Source organism: Chryseobacterium sp. FR054 (assembly GCF_056844565.1).
In genome coordinates, this window is sequence record NZ_JBXDSA010000009.1 from 1 (window position 1) to 19045 (window position 19045).

General features: G+C 34.4%; 20 protein-coding genes. All 20 read left to right on the forward strand.

Features of this window, described 5'->3' with window-relative positions; all coding sequences use genetic code 11:
- The coding region (locus tag AC106S_RS23440; RefSeq protein WP_482442359.1) for a T9SS type A sorting domain-containing protein at positions 1 to 1088 on the forward strand (1088 nt) is incomplete at its 5' end.
- A gap of 4 nt (positions 1089 to 1092) precedes the next feature.
- Positions 1093 to 3828 carry an RHS repeat domain-containing protein gene (locus tag AC106S_RS23445; RefSeq protein WP_482442360.1) on the forward strand — a complete coding sequence of 912 codons (2736 nt, stop codon included), beginning with the start codon at positions 1093 to 1095 and terminating at the stop codon, positions 3826 to 3828.
- A gap of 13 nt (positions 3829 to 3841) precedes the next feature.
- On the forward strand, positions 3842 to 7414 hold the full coding sequence (locus tag AC106S_RS23450; protein ID WP_482442362.1) for a DUF6443 domain-containing protein: 3573 nt from the start codon (positions 3842 to 3844) through the stop codon (positions 7412 to 7414).
- A gap of 1 nt (position 7415) precedes the next feature.
- A complete protein-coding gene (locus AC106S_RS23455) occupies positions 7416 to 7820 on the forward strand; it encodes a hypothetical protein (RefSeq protein ID WP_482442364.1) in 405 nt (134 codons plus the stop codon).
- Between the two features lie 220 nt (positions 7821 to 8040).
- Positions 8041 to 8955 (forward strand): RHS repeat-associated core domain-containing protein, encoded by a 915-nt coding sequence (locus tag AC106S_RS23460; protein WP_482442365.1) that lies wholly within the window; start codon positions 8041 to 8043, stop codon positions 8953 to 8955.
- A 3-nt stretch (positions 8956 to 8958) separates the two neighbouring features.
- Positions 8959 to 9384: a hypothetical protein gene (locus AC106S_RS23465; protein WP_482442367.1), complete on the forward strand. Its 426-nt coding sequence runs from the start codon at positions 8959 to 8961 to the stop codon at positions 9382 to 9384.
- Positions 9385 to 9504: 120 nt separating this feature from the next.
- Positions 9505 to 10206, forward strand: a complete 702-nt coding sequence (locus tag AC106S_RS23470; protein ID WP_482442369.1) for a barstar family protein — start codon at positions 9505 to 9507, stop codon at positions 10204 to 10206.
- A 307-nt stretch (positions 10207 to 10513) separates the two neighbouring features.
- Complete coding sequence (locus AC106S_RS23475; RefSeq protein WP_482442370.1) at positions 10514 to 11194, forward strand: hypothetical protein; 681 nt, start codon at positions 10514 to 10516, stop codon at positions 11192 to 11194.
- Between the two features lie 344 nt (positions 11195 to 11538).
- A complete protein-coding gene (locus AC106S_RS23480) occupies positions 11539 to 11673 on the forward strand; it encodes a hypothetical protein (RefSeq protein WP_482442371.1) in 135 nt (44 codons plus the stop codon).
- A gap of 215 nt (positions 11674 to 11888) precedes the next feature.
- Positions 11889 to 12548, forward strand: a complete 660-nt coding sequence (locus tag AC106S_RS23485; RefSeq protein ID WP_482442373.1) for a hypothetical protein — start codon at positions 11889 to 11891, stop codon at positions 12546 to 12548.
- Between the two features lie 171 nt (positions 12549 to 12719).
- Positions 12720 to 12998 carry a hypothetical protein gene (locus tag AC106S_RS23490; RefSeq protein WP_482442375.1) on the forward strand — a complete coding sequence of 93 codons (279 nt, stop codon included), beginning with the start codon at positions 12720 to 12722 and terminating at the stop codon, positions 12996 to 12998.
- A gap of 5 nt (positions 12999 to 13003) precedes the next feature.
- Positions 13004 to 13342: an enoyl-CoA hydratase gene (locus AC106S_RS23495; RefSeq protein ID WP_482442376.1), complete on the forward strand. Its 339-nt coding sequence runs from the start codon at positions 13004 to 13006 to the stop codon at positions 13340 to 13342.
- 95 nt (positions 13343 to 13437) lie between these two features.
- On the forward strand, positions 13438 to 13869 hold the full coding sequence (locus AC106S_RS23500; RefSeq protein ID WP_482442378.1) for a hypothetical protein: 432 nt from the start codon (positions 13438 to 13440) through the stop codon (positions 13867 to 13869).
- 46 nt (positions 13870 to 13915) lie between these two features.
- Positions 13916 to 14137: a hypothetical protein gene (locus AC106S_RS23505; protein WP_482442379.1), complete on the forward strand. Its 222-nt coding sequence runs from the start codon at positions 13916 to 13918 to the stop codon at positions 14135 to 14137.
- Positions 14138 to 14782: 645 nt separating this feature from the next.
- The gene (locus AC106S_RS23510) at positions 14783 to 15226 is read left to right on the forward strand and encodes a hypothetical protein (RefSeq protein ID WP_482442380.1); all 444 of its coding nucleotides are present in this window, start codon (positions 14783 to 14785) and stop codon (positions 15224 to 15226) included.
- 94 nt (positions 15227 to 15320) lie between these two features.
- Positions 15321 to 15683 (forward strand): hypothetical protein, encoded by a 363-nt coding sequence (locus tag AC106S_RS23515; RefSeq protein WP_482442381.1) that lies wholly within the window; start codon positions 15321 to 15323, stop codon positions 15681 to 15683.
- 278 nt (positions 15684 to 15961) lie between these two features.
- A complete protein-coding gene (locus AC106S_RS23520; RefSeq protein WP_482442383.1) occupies positions 15962 to 16408 on the forward strand; it encodes a 6-pyruvoyl trahydropterin synthase family protein in 447 nt (148 codons plus the stop codon).
- Between the two features lie 24 nt (positions 16409 to 16432).
- Positions 16433 to 17224, forward strand: coding sequence for a UDP-2,3-diacylglucosamine diphosphatase (locus AC106S_RS23525; RefSeq protein ID WP_482442384.1), 792 nt, complete (start codon positions 16433 to 16435; stop codon positions 17222 to 17224).
- A gap of 174 nt (positions 17225 to 17398) precedes the next feature.
- Complete coding sequence (locus AC106S_RS23530) at positions 17399 to 18379, forward strand: LuxE/PaaK family acyltransferase (protein ID WP_482442386.1); 981 nt, start codon at positions 17399 to 17401, stop codon at positions 18377 to 18379.
- An 84-nt stretch (positions 18380 to 18463) separates the two neighbouring features.
- Complete coding sequence (locus AC106S_RS23535) at positions 18464 to 19009, forward strand: hypothetical protein (RefSeq protein ID WP_482442388.1); 546 nt, start codon at positions 18464 to 18466, stop codon at positions 19007 to 19009.
- The last annotated feature ends 36 nt before the right edge of the window (positions 19010 to 19045 follow it).

A 19045-nucleotide genomic window follows, 5' to 3' on the forward strand; every position in this document is an offset into this window, starting at 1 on the left:
AAGGCTATGGCTCCAAAGATGCCTGGATCATCCGGCTGGATAAAAACGGAAAAGAACTTTCGCAGTTGATTTTAGGCGGCAAAGGCCTGGATGAAGTGGAGAAAATGATTCCTACGAAGGATGGCGGCGTATTGCTAGGGATATATTCCAGAAGTCATAAAACTAATATGGGTAATCAGCAATCGGTAATGAGTAATGATATCCCGGCTGGTATGTCTGTTACAAATAACCCATTATCAACTGTTTCAAAGCAGACCGAAAATTTCGGTGAAGGCGATTACTGGATCGTAAAACTGGATAAAAACGGCAAAGTGGAATGGGAAAAGAACTACGGAGGAAAAGGTGATGACCATCTGAGAACACTGGCTTTAACCTCCACAGGTTACCTTATCGGTGGAGAATCCCGGTCCGAAAGATCAGGCAACAAAACGGAGGGCATAGAAGAAGGAACTGATCTGTGGCTCGTCGCTTTAAACGAAAGAGGGGAAGAACAGTGGCAGAAATCCTACAATTTCGGGAACCGTGATATTCTGATGGGGATGAGTGTGATCCATTCCGCGGATGATAAAACCTCCAGAGGCATTTTACTGGGCGGTTACACCCAGGCCGAAGGACGGATAGAAAAAGATGATGAAACGTTTTGGATGCTGTATCTGGACCAGGACGGCAATGAACAGTGGAGAAAGCATGTAGCGGGAGAAAACCGTAAGAAGGAAGAAAGGCTTTCGGATATTAAGCTGAACAGGGACGGCTCCATTATCCTTGCCGGAACCAGTGCCGAAGAACTCGGGAAAGAAAACTGGAAAATCGTGAAGCTTGGAGACAGCCAGATCGATAAGCTGATCCAGAAGCAGGACATCAAAATTTATCCGAACCCTGTCACCGATTATGCCTATGTAGAAATAGGTATGGATTTCAGGGAAGCGGATATTGTGGTGTATGATATGGGCGGAAGGCAGCTTCAGAGTGTGAAGACAAAAAATAAGGTGACTAAGATCAACACCCAGCCTTTGGTTCAGGGGGCTTACCTGGTGGTGATCAAAACCGATACCGATAAAACGGCTAATGCTAAAATGATTAAAAAATAAACACATGAGAAAAAGAATATTATTAATAATAATGGGTTTTTCCCCACTTATTATTTTTGCACAAATTAATCTGGGAGATTTACCTAAACCTGTTCCTTCAGAATCTTCCCTTTCCACGTTTTACAACGCCCCGGTTTCTAATGCTACCGGAGTTCCGGATATTTCTCTTCCCTTATTTAATTTATCCAGTTATGATGAAAAAGTGTCTGCTAACTTATTATTGCAGTATCATCCAAATACTTCGGCAACAGAAGATGAATTAATAAGTGAGGTTGGTTTGGGCTGGTCATTTATAAAAGGTGGTGTTATCTCAAGAGAGATAAACGGAAGTGTTGATGAAGATAAGGATAATCAAGCATCCTATGATTATTACAAGAATATTTTTGATGACGTATATTATTATAATCTTCCCACAGGTATCTCCGGTAAATTCCGTTTTATAAGGGATAGGGATGCCAATACTTTTGAAGCGGTCAATATGAGTCCCAATAAGCTCAAAATTGAATATGTAAGGTCAGGCAATACGGCTACTCTTATTGTAAATTCGTTTATTATAACCGACAGCTTTGGGTATAAATATTATTTCAATGACTATTCCGAAAGCAGAGCAGAGCAATATATCGGCAATGGTGTAGGATACAGATACAAATCGGCATTTTACATCACAAAGATTACCAATGCTGACAATGTTGATTTACTGCTGTATGAATACCAAAAAGAAAACCTTCCTATGAATGCAATCTCCAAACTCAGTAAAATAACCTCTCCGGGATTAGGATTCATTAGTATTGAATATGATAATGATTCCTCATTAAGGGATACCCCCACTGATCCTTACAGTGTAAAAAAGATCATATTAAAACGATCTGACGGTGATATAGTATCACAATATCAGTTTGTGTATTCATCAGAGAATATTTACTATAAAAAATATGAACAGTTTTTTATGGGAAGACTGCTTTCAAGGGTTAATAAACTTGATAAAAATGGTGTACAAATAGAATCGACAAAGATAGAATTTGCTGATATGACGAAATTAAAATTAAAACTCACCAATCCGGGTGGTGGGGTAAGTGTCTATCAGTTTGGAAAAAACAACCAATATGAAGATCACAATAGCCCGGCCTACCTCCAGCTGCTCGCAGATGGTTTAGGTTCTACGGATGATCAGCATTATGTTGAATTCAATAATATAGATTTCAATACTCATAATACAACGCAGTATACTTTCACGGTTGCAGGAGCTGCCAACGTAGAGAAGACCTTTAAATTCACTTACAGCGGTTCAGGCTTCCCCCCTCCGATTCCGACAGAAGGAGGAAATCCGGTTGAATTGGTGGATTATAAAATTATGAATGTTACCAGCAATTCGGGCGCACAGATAAATGCTGATGGCAGTTCTTCATCAGAAAATCTCTATAAGCTTGTTCCCGGAACATATACGGTAAACATAATAGGAAACGGATTAGGCACCATAATCATAAATGAGCTTATAACCAACCCTCCTCCTTATAACAATTACGGACCTGCTACGGGATTTAGCCTGGGTTCTTCCGTTTATTATGATAAAGAAAATGGAACTCCGGTAAAAACGGTTTCTTATAGTCATGATATTTTTGAAAATGGAATCCCTACCAGCAGCGGTAACGGAACAATATACAGCAATGTGAAAGAAACAGATTCTTCCACAAACGGCTATACCCATTATTTTTATACGGAAACAAAAGGGCTTTCACCTCAAATGATCACCTATGAAAATACTACCAGGGAAATAAAGCCGGTTGCCGAAATTACTAAACAAGGCCTGTTAAGCAAAAAAGAAGTATATGATAAAACCGGAAAATTATTGTCGTCTGTTGAATATGAATATACTTTTGAAATACTAAATAATTACGCTCCCATGGTACTTTTTGGTCTGGATTATATTCCTGCATTTGTTACAAAATCCAAAGCGACTACCAAACACTACGAAAAAAACGGGAAATTCTCTGTAAGTACATCAGAAAATACGGTTAACCCTTTAAACTTAGGCATTGCCTATTCTAAAGTTGTTTCTTCCGACGGAAGTATTTCAGAAAAAATATATGAATATGCCACGGATAATGTAGGTGCTTCACAGCTTCTGGCGGCTAATATAATATCTGTTCCCATCAGGACAACAATAAAAAATAACGGGAAAATTATCTCTCAGGAGGAAATTAAGTTTGAAGGCAGCAACAGTCTTTATCCGAGCAGCGTAGTTACCAGAGGAATTAACGGATTAAATGAAAAAACATCCATAAGATTCGACAGCTACAACAGCAAAGGAAACCTTACACAATATACTATAAATCCGGGCTCATCCGGTTCTTCCGGATATCCTGTAACTTTAATATGGGGCTATAACCAATCAAAACTCATTGCTAAAATTGAAGGAGCCACTTATGCCCAGGTTTCCGGTTATATTGCCGACATCCTTGCAGCTTCCGATAAAGATAATGCACCTCTGAACTATGGAATGACTGCCAATACTACGGAGTCACAGCTTATTTCAAAGCTCGATGAATTCAGAAGAAACCCCAATTTATCGGCTTTTAATATCACCACTTATACCTTCGACCCGCTTGTTGGTACCACGAGTACGACCCCGCCTTCGGGAATTCGTGAAACCTATCAGTACGATGCTGCCGGAAGACTTGAAAAAGTATTCAATGCTGAGGGGAAAACAATAAAAGAATACAAATACAACTACAAACAATAATAAAAACCAGATTATGAAAAGCAAATTCATTTTAATGTGCATGTTGTTTGTAGCATCCATGCATAAGTCGCAGCTTACTCCTACGGAAAACTATATTTACACAAAAACCTACCTTAGCGACCCTGCTCTGGCTAGCCCAAAAACCGTTGAAGAGGTAAAATATATGGACGGACTCGGAAGATCCAAACAATTTGTTTCCATTAAAGCCACGCCCAACGGAAAAGATGTTGTTATTCTTAACGAATATGATTCTTTTGGAAGGCAGGTGAAAAATTACCTTCCTATTCCTCAATCCGGAACACAGGGGGGCGGAATCTATACAAATCCTGCCATAAACCAGTCTTCCGTGTACGGCAATGAAAAAATATATAGTGAAAGTATTTTGGAAAATACACCTGTAGATAGGATTAAACAGAAATTCAATGTTGGAAATGACTGGGCAAATAAACCTGTAAATTTTGACTATGACCTGAATGCAAACGGAGAAGTAAAAAAGTATACAGCTTCCTTTAATTATTCAACATCAGTTTCATCCCTTTCAATAGCGGGAAACTACGGAGAAAACCAACTCTACAAAACTACAGTTACGGATGAAGACGGAAATTCTACAATAGAATTTAAAGACGGACAAGGAAAAACAATCCTGGTAAGGAAAGTGCTGAATACGTCTGAGAATACAGATACCTATTATGTTTATAACGAGTACAATCAGTTAGCCTATGTAATTCCGCCTTTGGCATCTGTTTTACCCACCATTTCATCATCCGATCTGGATAACCTTTGTTATCAGTATAAATACGATGAAAGAAATAAACTGATAGAAAAGAAAATACCGGGGAAAGGCTGGGAATATATGGTATACGACAATGCCGACCGGTTGGTGCTTACCCAGGATGCTAACCTGGAGCAGAAAGGACAGTGGATCCTCACCAAATACGATTCTTTTGGCCGGGTAGCCTATACGGCTGTTATCTTCGGGATGAACAGGGTTAATATGCAGGCCCAGGCCGGCTCTAACCTGATCGTGGAAAACAGGCATTCCGCAGGCTTTACAAAGGATGGAATGCAGATCCTGTATACCAATAATCATTTTTATGCGCTTGAAAAAGTGCTGAGTGTCAATTATTATGATACCTATCCCCAGGGAACTCCTGCTATCCCGACACAGATTTTAGGTCAGAGTGTATTGCAGCATGATGCTCAAAGCTCAAATATCAGCACCAAAAGTCTTCCTACTGCTTCTTATGTGAAGAATATTGAAGACGACAGCTGGACAAAAAATTACATTTGGTACGATACCAAAGGAAGAGCGATCGGTTCCCATTCCATTAACCATTTGGGAGGCTATACCAAAACAGAATCTGAGCTTGATTTTTCAGGAACTCCAAAAATGGTAATTACCAGACACAAAAGACTGAATAGTGATACTGAAAAAGTAATTACCGAGAATTTCACTTATGACCATCAGAACAGGCTGCTGGTTCACAAACACAAGGTAGACGGTAATGCTGAAGAGATCCTGGCCCAGAACAGCTATAATGAGCTCTCCCAGCTGGAAACCAAAAAGGTGGGCGGAACGAGTCCAACATCACCTTTACAGACGGTTAATTATCAGTATAATATCAGGGGATGGATGACCAAAATCAATGATCCGGGGAATCTGGGCGGAAAACTTTTCGGATATGAAATTAAATATCAGAATCCGGTGTATTCATCCAAATCCTCCGGCAGATTCAACGGTAATATCGCTGAAGTAGACTGGAAAAACTCTTCAGAGAATGTCCTGAAAAGGTATAATTATGTATATGACGGTCTCAACCGGCTGAAAGATGCCTTCTATGCAGAACCGGCAGCCACCAATCCTCATAACGGTAATTATGATGAATTCCTGACCTATGACCTGAACGGGAATATCAAAACCCTGAAAAGAAAAGCCTTCCCGTTAATGGGCACTACCTCTACCCTGGTAGACGACTTGGATTATAATTATACCGGAAACCGCCTTGACCGGATAACAGAACATTCCTTGAATGATACTGGCTATGAAGGCGGGAATAATACCATCAGCTATGATCTCAACGGGAATATGACTGATATGAAAGATAAAGGGATCCAGTCTATTGTGTATAACGATCTTAATCTTCCGGATGAAATGTTCATCACCCAGGCCGGCCTTGCAGGCACTTCCGGTTTTGGAATCAAATACCTGTACCGTGCAGACGGAACCAAGCTACGAAAGATTTATAACAGAAACGGAGGAAACGGTTCGTTCAAAGAGATCAGAAAGACTGATTACCTGGACGGTTTCCAGTATTCTTATTATGAAGGAGGGACATGCCTGACCTGCCGTACAGAGTCTGCGTATGAAGAACAGGCCTATAAAACAATGGTGTTTCCCGGAACCGGAACCCCGGAATGGAAACTGGATTTTCTACCGACCTCAGAAGGTTTTTACAGTTTCGAGGAAAACCGCTATATTTACCAGTACAGAGATCACCTGGGCAATGCCAGGGTAAGCTATGCCAGAAACAGCGAAGGCGCAATTGAAATAACGGATGTCAACAATTATTATCCTTTTGGATTGAATCATATTGAAGGGATCTCCAGAGGACAGTTGGGCAGTTATTTTAATTATAAGTACAATGGCAAGGAGCTGCAAGAGACGGGGATGTATGACTATGGAGCAAGAATGTATATGCCGGATATTGGCAGATGGGGTGTTATAGATCCAATGGCTGAAAAATACAGAAGATGGTCACCTTACAACTATGCCGTTAACAACCCTATTATGTTTATTGATCCCGATGGCAGGGATGTAACTTTCAGTGGTGATGCAGCTGTTTCATTTGGAGCTTTTCTTATCGCACAAGCTAAAGCACAAAATGCTGCAGGTGCAAGCAAAACAGATGAAATTTCTTTTTTTTCGGAAGGAGGTGATGATAATCCTGAGTTAGGAATTTATGGGACATATGCTGAAGATGCATTTGATTTATTAAAACGAGCAGTAGGTAATCTGTTAGATTTAAAATTTGAAAAAGGGATTGTTAAAGGATCAGCTAGAAATGGAGTAGAGCTAACGCCTGCTGCTGCAATGTTGCTTGAAGTTATTAATGATCCAAAAATTAAAGCACATATTGATACTGTTGCTGGATTTTATTTCTATGATCCAGATATTAGAACAAATGTTTTTTTTGAAGGCGATGCCTTTAGGGGAAGTTTTACTCATAATGGAAAACTCATAGCAAGTAACATTTTAAGTCCTGAGGTTTCTGTTGGTTACGATATTGCTTCCACGGCCCCAATAGGAACAACAGCATTACATTCAGTATTGGAAGCGTACATAGGAGGAAAGTATTTTCCAAATACCAAGATTAAATCTGGAGAAGCTGATACTACTGCATATTTAGTATCCCATGATTGGGCTAAGTGCATTGATACAAATTATAAAGATCTACCTAGACACTATACGATAGATAAAGGTACAATAAAAGTTAATAATGTATTAGATAGTAACGCTCCAAAAATTATTAACAGCCTAACAGGAGAAATAATATACACATTTCCAAAATTTAAATATTCGAAATAGAATGAAAAACTTAATTTTAGTAATAATATTATGTATAACGTTTTCGCAATGTACATTACAAAAAGAAAATGAATATTTTGATAAAAGATATAAAATAATACGAGTGAAAATTTTCAAAATAGAAGAAAAAAATAATATTTATGTATATCATTTTAAGAATCCTGAGATGAATGGCATATTTGCTACAGAAAAATCGTGTTTAACTGGTACGAAATCATGGAAAAAAATTAATTTAAATCACACCTATAGCTTAATATTGCATAGACCTTTAAGTGCAAATTTAAGAAGTGGAAGGGTAATAGAAACCTTAAACGGAGAATTTGTCTGGGATAGTGATATGAAGTCAATTTTTTTTGATGATTGTCTTAATATTTGTGGTAATCAAATTTATGAGATAAAATTTTAGGGTAATGTTTACTCTGTTATCCGCAAATAAAAAATCATAAATTTTCAATTAATCTTGGAGCTCTTATAATCAATGCCAAATCGAAAGGTTCTCTGGTATTGATTACAGCATAGACCATGGTGATGTATCAGAGTCCGTGATGAAGCTTTTGCAAAATATAAATCATTGAAATTCAATACTAATTAAAGACAAACATTAAAAAACGAGAGTAGGTATTTATATGCAGGATATTGGGAGATGGGGTGTTATAGATCCAATGGCTGACAAGTACAGAAGATGGTCACCTTACAACTATGCTGTTAACAATCCTATTATGTTTACTGATCCCGATGGCAGGGATGTAACTTTCAGTGGTGATGCAGCTGTTTCATTTGGAGCTTTTCTTATCGGACAGGCAAAAGCACAAAATGCTGCAGGTGCAGACAAAACAGATGAAATTTCTTTTTTTTCGGAAGATGGTAGTGGTGAAGGAAGTTTACCTACTGAAATAGGCATCTTTGGAAAATTCGCACAAGCTGCATTTAATTTATTACAAGAATCGGTAAAAGGACAATTGAATTTAACATTTAAAAACGGAAAAATTATTGGTTCAGCAGTAAAAGGTTCTACGTTATCAGATGCGGCTATTTGGTTATTGGAAGCTATTAATAATCCGGATATTAAAGTTAGGCTAGAAACAGTAGGAGGATTTAGGTTTTACGATACAAACTTAAAACAAGATATTTTCTTTCCTGGCGGAGCTTTTAGAGGAAGTTTTGAATACAATGGAAAAATAACCGCTACAAATATTGTAAGCCCTGATGTTATGGAAGGTAATGATAGGGTTCTTAATATACCAAAAGGAACATCAATATTACATGATGCCTTGGAAGCTTATATAGGGGCTATATATTTTCCCGGAGCAGATGCTGCTGTTGGAATAAGTCCTGCTGATGCTACGAATGATGCATATAAGTTTTCACATGATAAAGCAGTATGTATTGATCCCAGATTTAAAGACTTTCCTAGTAATATGGGCTTCGATAGAAGTTCTAAAAAGGACGGTGCGACAGGTAGAATTATAGAAGATCGTGTATCTATTTATAATGTTAATACCGGATCAATTATATATAATTATGGAACATTTAAATATTAAATTATGAAAAAATTGACATTTATAATATTACTGATGTTTATTTATCAAGGATGTCGCTCACAAAAAGTAAAATATAGAACTACTGAAGGGACATTAGTTTTAAAAGGGTATTTTTTTAAAATAGATACCTTAAAAAACTTTTATACTTATTATTTTAAATCTGATTCGATAGAAGGAATCTTTACAAAATCTATAGGTCAAAACTTTGATAACCCTAATTTTAAACATATCAAACTTCATAAAAAGTATACATTAATATTGCATAAACAATTGTATGCTGGCAGTATGAATTTTAATAATTTGAAAGAATCAATTTATGAAGATAATATCTTAATATGGAAAACAGGAACGAAATTTCAATATTTTACTGACTGTGAAAATATTAAAGGAGGTAAAATTAATCAAAATTTTATTCTAAGTAAGGATTGATAAAAATGTATTTCTATGATTTTGCTAGAAATTTATTTAAAGATTTCACGGAAGTTGGGGAGTAGTGATTAATCATAATTACACAAAAATTATAAAAATACCGACAAGTTCAGCAATAAAATGAAAATAGAATTTTTATTAGGAGAAAAAATACTACTATCAACAAAATATATAAAACTTATTCGAAGAAAAGATTTTGATAAAATCATTATCAAAAAAGGAGATATTAAACTTATCAACCTGCAATTGGGAGAACTTTCTAAGAGGAGTATAATCTTTAGAGTATCTTTTAAATCTTTTAAAAATAACTATTCTTTTAATATCACAGATGTTTTAATTAAAAACAGAGAAATTATTTTAACAGGCTTTCTTGATGATCCCTTATGGATATATAATCAGGGATATATTGATAATTTCAAGCTTCTTACAGATAAGAAAGAAAAAATAAAGTGGTATGAATTAAACGATAAACAAAAATATTATTATTTGAGAGGATGTTACTTACTTAATGGAATTAGAGAAAGTATAGATAATATCAATCCTGTTATAATAATTGATATGTCAAAAGTTAAAACTGATTTAGATTTTTATTATGAAATTGGAAACGCTTTTTTTAATTCATATGGTTATTTTGGAACGGAAATCAATTCATTTATAGATTGTTTAATTAATATTAGTATGTCAATTAAAAAAAGGGATAAAATGCCTGTTTTACAAATAAAAGGATATAAAAACTTTGAAAAGTATTTTTCGGATAACATTTTGTTTGATGACTTTTACCAAGAATTTACAAAAAGAGGTTACGAAATTGTAAATTTATAATAGTCAGCAACCCGCTCTCGCGGCTTTTTAATCCGTGAGCAATAATAAATACCCCTCGCTGGTACGAACGTTTCGCTCGTTCCTTTGAAAATAAAAACCTTCGCAATTTTGCGAAGGTTTTGTGTTTATTAAAACAGTATAGCACTATTCAGTATAACCTCAATAGAAGTATGGGGCAGATACTGTAATCTTCCCCAAAAACCGAAACGAATATAAATATAGTTTTAAATTTGGGAAAGATTACAATCCCTATTTAAATCAGTTATTAAGGGAATGGCACAAAATGTATAATTCAAAATAATCTAATATGGATATAATCGAAAGAATTTTTCTTATATTAAATTTATTAGTACTCAATCAATTTCATGCGCAAATGAAAATGGAGTTGAACATAGACTATAAAAATAAAAAAGCCAAAGTTGTTTTATCAAATGAAACTAATACTAATCTTATTATTCCTTTAGATACCTTGGCATTGTCTCCATACTTTGATGATATTTGCTTAGAAATCAAAAATTATATACATGGTTCTCCTTATTTGGGATTAAATATCAAATTAAAAAATGAAGATACCATTAGCGATTTTTTAGGAGGAGCCGGAAAAATGGATGATTTAAGGGTGGTAAATACAATTGCTAAAGAGACGAAAAAACATGAAAGAAAGATAAGATTATGGCAGAAAAAGAATAATATAAAGTCGTTTGAAGAAGCAAAAATTAATTATTATGTTTTTAATAATCTTGTTTACTTAAAGCCAAGAGAGAAGATTGAAAGAACATTTTATTTTGATTTACATAATATCACTAATGGAAAATATATGTATTATTACTATCATATAGAAGATGATAAGCAATACAATGTTTCTCTTTCTTTTAGCATAGAAGATTGTATTTATAAATATTTAACACCCTCTCAAAAGGAAAAGCTTAGTGAATATAAATTATTTACTGGGAAGATTGAAAGTAATAAAATTGAGTTAAAAGAATAAGGACAATGATTCGATTTCTCAACATTACAAGCTTGAAAGCAATAATCCCCCCGCTGGTACGAACGTCTCGCTCGTTCCTTTAAAAATAAAAACCTTCGCAAAATTGCGAGGGTTTTGTGTGTATTAAAACAGTTCATAGCACTATTCAGTATAACCTCAATAGAAGTATGTGGCAGATGCCGGATAAGAATATCACTAGGATACGGTAACTGATGTTACAGATTATCCGGATGGATTCCAGTATTCTTATTATGAAGAAGGATATGCCTGACCTGCCGTACGGAGTCTGCTTATGAAGAACAGGCCTATAAAACAATGGTGCTTCCCGGAACCGGAACTCCGGAATGGAAACTGGATTTTGTACCGACTCAGAAGGTTTTTACAGTTTCGAGGAAAACCGCTATATTTATCAGTACAGAGACCACCTGGGCAATGCCAGGGTAAGCTATGCCAGAAACAGCGAAGGGCAATTGAAATAACGGATGTCAACAATTATTATCCTTTTGGATTGAATCATATTGAAGGGATCTATTGGAATTGCCTAAAGGTCTGTGGTGAATATATCATAAAAGAGTAAGTACAGAGATGGAAAAATCTCAAATAATTCAAACATGGTTTAATATTGATGGATGGGTTCAATATAGAAATGGCATAGTTATTCAAACAAATTTTAATATTATAATGACAAAATAGGGTGTCAAAACAATTAAATAAAATAATAATGTTGATAGCTTTTGCTATTAGTATTAGTGTCTTTTCGCAAATGAAAATGGCAGATATTGACGGACAAGAATTTTCAGCTAATTCAAAAACAGAGAAGAAAAATCTTATAAAAATACTTGAGAATAGCAATTATACCGTTTATTACATATTGGATAAAAAAGATTTTGATTTAAAAAAAGGATTAGAAACCAATGGAATAGCGAATATCATTTTCTTTTCAAAGAAGTATAGTAAAGGGATCTTGGTTAATTTTGAACAGATGATTTATCATGTTAAAAAAAATATTTATAAAATTAGTTTACATACAGGTTCTCATGATAAGTATATGTTTATTCCCTCAATGATTATAGTAGATAATAATTTTAACTACGAATATCTGATGAAGTATTATTATATGCCATTACCGCCACCCAAAGGTGATATATATACTTCCTGCATAACAATACAGGATATTAAAAATTATTGTAATACAATGAAAACTGACATTAAAGGAAATATTATAAATGAAAATATAGACGATATTTTAAGTAATATTACAAAGGTTAATAGTAATGAAATAAGAAAAGATTGTAATCCAATTATTTATGATATAGATTTAAAAGATCTTTTTCCAAAGAAAATAATTAGATAATATAACAGTGACGGTGGGGAAAGTTCACCTACTGATCCTACCCCTAAAAACACAGGTCCTAATTTTATACAAAAAATTGGTAATTTCTTTAGTGGGCTTTTTGGTGGAAAACATAAAAGTGCAAAGATTTCAAATTTTCTAGCACGTGCTACGGTTTCTAGAGCTTGGACTTTGGAAGTAGAAGAATCAACCCGTATAGGAGCTTCATTAGAAGGCTTGGGTACAGGAGTGATCTCAGTAGTAGGTATGACACTAGGAGCCTTATTGATGCCTACAATGATTAAAGAACCGGAATTTAACTGGACAAGACAGTTTGATGGATCTTTAGATATTCCGATAAGCGGTGATATTTCAAGTGGTGATGTTAATAGGAACGGTATATTGCAGGAAAGCGAGTGGCTGATTTTTGGTCCAGTAATTAGAGCTAATGTTCAATATGTAAAACCATAAGTATTGTGAAAATAGAAAATATTTTTGATTTAATTAAGCAAACTGTTAATCTATCCGGATATATTAATGATTATCAAATTAAATTAAGCAATGGAAGATTTGAAAGAGAAAATATGATTAGAGTATATAAAATCAGAGAAAGAATTGCTTTTGATAATGAAAATCATAAACTTGCAAATCAGCTACATCAGTTAATTATTGACTTTGAAAGTTATCCTGGAATTCTGTTAAAGGGTGTAACTATTGAAAATAAAAATTATATAGGAACATTTTATCTAAGCGAAGATTGGAATAAGGTTATTGGATACTTAGAAAGTGAAGTTGATGATAGCGGAAGCAGATAGCTTTTCTTGGGAATTAGATAGAGAAATTTTTGAAAGTTATGTAAAGAATACGGGCATAGGGTAGGATATTGGAATAAAACTAATAAATAAAATGTATGAAGATTGTAAAGTTTATATTTATTGTACTGCTTTTTTTAGAATTAGTTGTTCATTGCTATGTAAATATTGATATTGGGAAAAATTTTGTTGATTATACTTGGATATTGACTGTTCTTTTAATTGTATCGTTGTTAATTGAAAGACATCTTTTTTCAGTAATACTTTTAGTATATGCTTTTATCATTGTAATACTGAATTTTTCACCAATGTTTATGTTAGAAAAAAACGTAGAAAAAATATACCATATAGTGCTTTTAGGACCACAACTATCATCATATATTCGTAATAATATAACTAATCTGTATTGGATTGTAAATCCTATAATGAATCTTTCATTTTTTTTAGCGGGATTTATCATTTTATTAGAAATTCCATACAGACAATACAAAAAAAGCTTATTCCATTTAACAAAACAGATTAGGGGGTAATAAAGCAGTAAACTCTTCTTACCAGTGTACCTACAACAGTAAAGAATTGCAGGAAGAAACAGGCTGGAATGATTATGGAGCGAGGATGTATATGAGTGATATTTGGAAGATTACACATGCTTCAATTTTTTTAGGAAAATCCAGAAATGGTACTGAATATAATTTTTCAAAAAACGGTTTTTATGGAAAGCCTACAATTGAAACAACAGGTGATCTTAAAAAAGAATTTGGTCATAAAGTTGGTTATTGGAATTATCGCAAAAAATAATAATATGCTAATAAATAATATTAATATAATCCTTAAAATTTTTGTAGTCACGAGTATAATACTTTACATGATAAATTCAGTTTACATTTTTAGTAATTATGATATCAGACCTTCGTATTGGGGATTGTTAGTTATCATTTTACTGATCATATCAATTTGGACCGTAAATAAACAGACAACAGGATATTTAACTTTCTATATATTATTATTACTATTTCTAAACATTACTCCTAATGTTTTAGATAATAAAGTAATGGAGAGATTATATTATGTGTTAAATATGAAATTTGATATAAATCAATTGTTTTCAGGTAATAATAATTTTATGATCACCCTACTTTCTTGGTATTTCAAAAATTTAAACCTTATTGTCGGCCTCTTTTTGTTATTATTTGAATTACCTTATCGACTTTATAAAACCAGGAAATTATCTAATATTTAGGATTTGCAACTTGTGAGTAAACAAAAGCCGTCTCAGTTGTAAGGCGGCTTCTTTCTTATAAAAATGCTATTCCTGCTAAATGCAAAAAGAATAATTTTTACATTTGGATTGCTGCATAATTATACGGTTACTACTCAGAATGCTTATCAGTATAAGTACAACGGAAGGGGAAGATTACAGAATAAATCTTCAAATTAAAAATTATGAAAGTACTCTATCAAACAGCATATTATTTAAAATCCCTTACTTTAGGTTGTTTAATTCTTTGCCTTTTCTATAATATAACTACTAGTATTTATTATAAAAATCAAATGGCCCTTTTTGAAATTACAGTAATAATTATTTTAATGGGGTCATTAATAAAAAAGAATAGAACTTCATTATTTTTTTTAATAGCATATATATTATTATTCTTATTAACATTTTATTGGCTGAATTTAAATAGTAGGTTTATAGATAGTGTATATTTCTCATTAAGGTTTAATATACTTTTAGATTTAATTATTGATAGAGAAATAATTAATGAGTATGTAATTTTAAATTATTTATTCTGGTTTTTTAAAGGAATTTATTTTTATGTTTTCTTATATATTATTTTTCTTGAATTACCATTAAGGATTAAGAAAAAAAATATTAAGACTTTATGATTAGAGTTCCCCTGCTATTCCTATGAATGTAGGAACATTTAGAGCATTAATTCAAAGTACTTCCCCAGCTTGGCAACCTGTAAAATAAAATTATATGGAAAGAGAAATAATAATAAAACAAATTGAAGAAAAATTAGAAATTGAACTAAGACCGGAAAATATTTCCAAGATGGCTTTGGATGAATATAAAGATTTTATTGTTTCAATGTTTGAGTATATAAATTTATACAAGGATAAATATCTTTTAACATCCTTAGATTTTAGGGAATTTGCAAATGACTTTGTATATAATTATGAAGATGATGGTTATGATGATAATTGCGGCGAAAGAGTAAGATTTTTTATGGATGAATTAGCTATTTTATACACTTACAATCCGCCATTTTTTTGGGATTCTAACTTTGAGGATTTCAAATATAAAATGAAAAGGAATGTCACGAAAGGTAATGGTTTGTAAGATGGTAATATTCCCCCCCTCCGCTGGCGCGAACGTCTCACTCGTGCCGATAGAGTATTTTTTCTACGAATATGCTTAAAAACAGATTTTCTCATCAAAGCAGCCTGTTTTTAATTAAAGGCGACAGGTTTTTTCACGCATTTTATTTGTTAGGCTTTTTATCTTAAATTTGTAGATTCATTTTACAGATTTTCGTTTGATGAACGGTATTCCGTCCTGCTGTGTTTTTACAGAATAAAAAATATGAAAATCAGTAAATTAAAATTGAAAGACTTATTATGATACGTATTACGAAAATTTTTACATTCGAAACCGCTCATGTGCTGTACAACTATGACGGGAAATGTAAAAATATGCACGGACATTCCTATAAGCTGTTTGTAACGGTGAAAGGAAGGCCCATTAATGACTTGGAAGATCCCAAAAACGGGATGGTGGTAGATTTTGGGGATATCAAAAGTATCGTAAAATCTGAAATTGTAGATGTCTGGGACCATGCTGTTTTGGTCAATGCCCTGTCTCCGCATAAGGAATTGGGCGAGGATCTGGAGCATAAAGGTCATAAAGTGATCTACTGCAGCTTTCAGCCGACCTGCGAAAATATGCTGTATGCCATCGCTGCAAAAATAAAATCAAAACTTCCGGCTGAGGTTTCTTTGGCCTACCTTAAGCTTCATGAAACCGAAAATTCTTACGGAGAATGGTTCGCAGAAGATAATAAGTAATCTGACAGATAAAACTCAAAAACGGTGTTAAAAACGATCATTAATCTCGAGCCCGGAAAAAAAGTATATTTCGCTTCAGATCAGCATTTCGGAGCACCCAGTCCTAAAGAAAGCAAGGAGCGTGAAGAAAAATTCATACGCTGGATGGATGAGATCAAGGAAGATGCCCAGGTCCTGTTCCTGATGGGCGACCTTTTCGACTTCTGGCACGAATGGAAACATGTAATTCCCAAAGGTTATGTACGCGTTCTCGGGAAAATAGCAGAACTGAAAGACCGGGGAATTCATATCTATTTCTTTGTGGGAAACCATGATCTGTGGATGAAAGATTATCTTGAAGAAGAGATCGGCTGTACCGTATTCTATCAGAAACAGTATTTTGAAATGGGCGGAAAACAGTTCCTGCTCGCTCACGGTGACGGATTAGGTCCTGGTGATAAAGGATACAAAAGAATGAAAAAGCTCTTTACCAATCCTGTTGCCCAATGGTTTTTCAAATGGATTCATCCGGATATTGCCATGAAAATAGCTTTATATCTTTCCCAGAAAAATAAAATGATCTCCGGCGAAGAAGACAAAGCATTCCTGGGAGAAGATAAGGAATTTCTGATCATCTATTCCAAAGAGAAACTGAAGACCCGGAAAATAGATTATTTTATTTACGGACACCGCCATCTGCCAATGGTTCTGAACCTGGCTGAAAACTCAGAATACATCAATCTCGGAGACTGGATTTCCTACTATACTTACGGGGTTTTTGAAAAAGAGTTTGAATTGAAAACCTATAAAGACGGAACAAAAAAAAATTACCCCTAAAAGAGGTAATTTCCGAATGAGCCGAAGCCCACTCTTGTTTTTAATCCATATTCCGGTTAGGTAATTGCAAGAAGTTTACCAAAGTGTAAATCTTCTGAAAAAAATATTTAAAAATATATTTTTCCCTGTCATCACTTCAGTATAAACAGGGAGTTTAAAATAGCTTTATTGAAATTGGAAAATATATTCAACATTCAGACAGAACAGGATTTCCTGAAAGCAGCATTGAAAACTTTTCGTTATCAGTATGAAAATGTTGATATATACAGAAAGTTTGTAGACTTTCTGAAGAAAGACGTTGAAAAAATAGACCGCCTGGAGGAAATCCCTTTCCTGCCCATAGAAATGTTTAAAAATCATCAGATTCTGGATAAAAATGCCAAAGCAGATCTTTTCTTTCAGAGTTCAGGAACCACACGGATGAACCTTTCAAAACATCATATTGCAGATCCTGAAAAATATGAAGAAAGTATTTACAGAAGTTTTGAACAGTTTATCGGAAAACCGGAAGATTTTATTTTCCTGGGACTGCTCCCGAGCTATCTGGAAAAACAGCACTCTTCCCTCATCTACATGGTAGACTATCTGATGAAAAAATCAGGCAAGCCGGAAAACGGGTATTTCCTTTACAACCACACCGAGCTTTTCGATCTGTTGAATACATTGAACGGTCAGAAAGTGATTCTTTTCGGGGTTTCTTTTGCTCTTCTTGACTTTTTGGATACCCTGAAATCCCTTAACCTCTCAGTTTCCCAATCTCTGAATCTTACCGTTATTGAAACAGGAGGAATGAAAGGCAGAAAAGAAGAAATGACCAAAGATGAACTTCTTGTGATTTTGCAGAACGGGTTTAAAACCGAAAAAATCTATTCCGAATATTCAATGACAGAACTGCTGTCACAGGCCTATTCTCTTGGAAAAAACGAATACACCTGCCCCAATTGGATGAAAGTGATGATCAGGAACGCAGAAGATCCGTTCGCCTACGAAAAAGAGGGGAGAACCGGAGCCGTCAACATCATAGATCTGGCCAATATTCATTCCTGTTCATTTATTGCCACTCAGGATCTGGGAAAAATAACCGGCGAAAAATTTCAGGTATTGGGAAGAATAGATCATTCCGACATCCGTGGCTGCAGCCTGCTGGTCAGTTAATAGTGATAAATTTGAGTTTGAAATTATTCCGGTAACCCAACCAGGTATCAAATACCTTTTATACAACACATCATACCATAAAAAATGATCAAAATAGACGAACTGGTTCATGCCTACATTCATACCCACTGCGATTTTGAAAAGGAAATTGTACTGACGAACCATTTTCAGGCAGATTGGGAAGCGGACATACTGATCATTGATGCCGGAGGATTCAGCCATGAAATTGAGATCAAGCTGTCAAAAAGCGATTTTAAAAATGATTTCAAAAAATCATATCTCAACAGAGATACCGGGGAGAAATTTCTGAAACATGACAAGGTTTCCTGTGGGGATTATATCTGTAATGCATTCAGTTTTCTGCTTCCGATGGGGATGATCAGGCATGAAGATATTCCGGAACATTGCGGGATCATCGAATTTTACCATAACGAAGACTCCTGGGAAACAGAATTCTACCTGATACGTAAGCCCGGAAAAGTTCACCGGGATTCGTACTGGAAACTGAATGATAAGGATCTTTTTATCCGTAAAATGGCCCTTAATCTGTTGCAGCGTAAAATGGAGATCAAAGGAAAACATGAAGAGCTGATCTTTAAAAATCCCTTTGATATAAAGAAGAAAAAATAATAAATCCTGTCAGATGACAGGATTTATAGTATAATA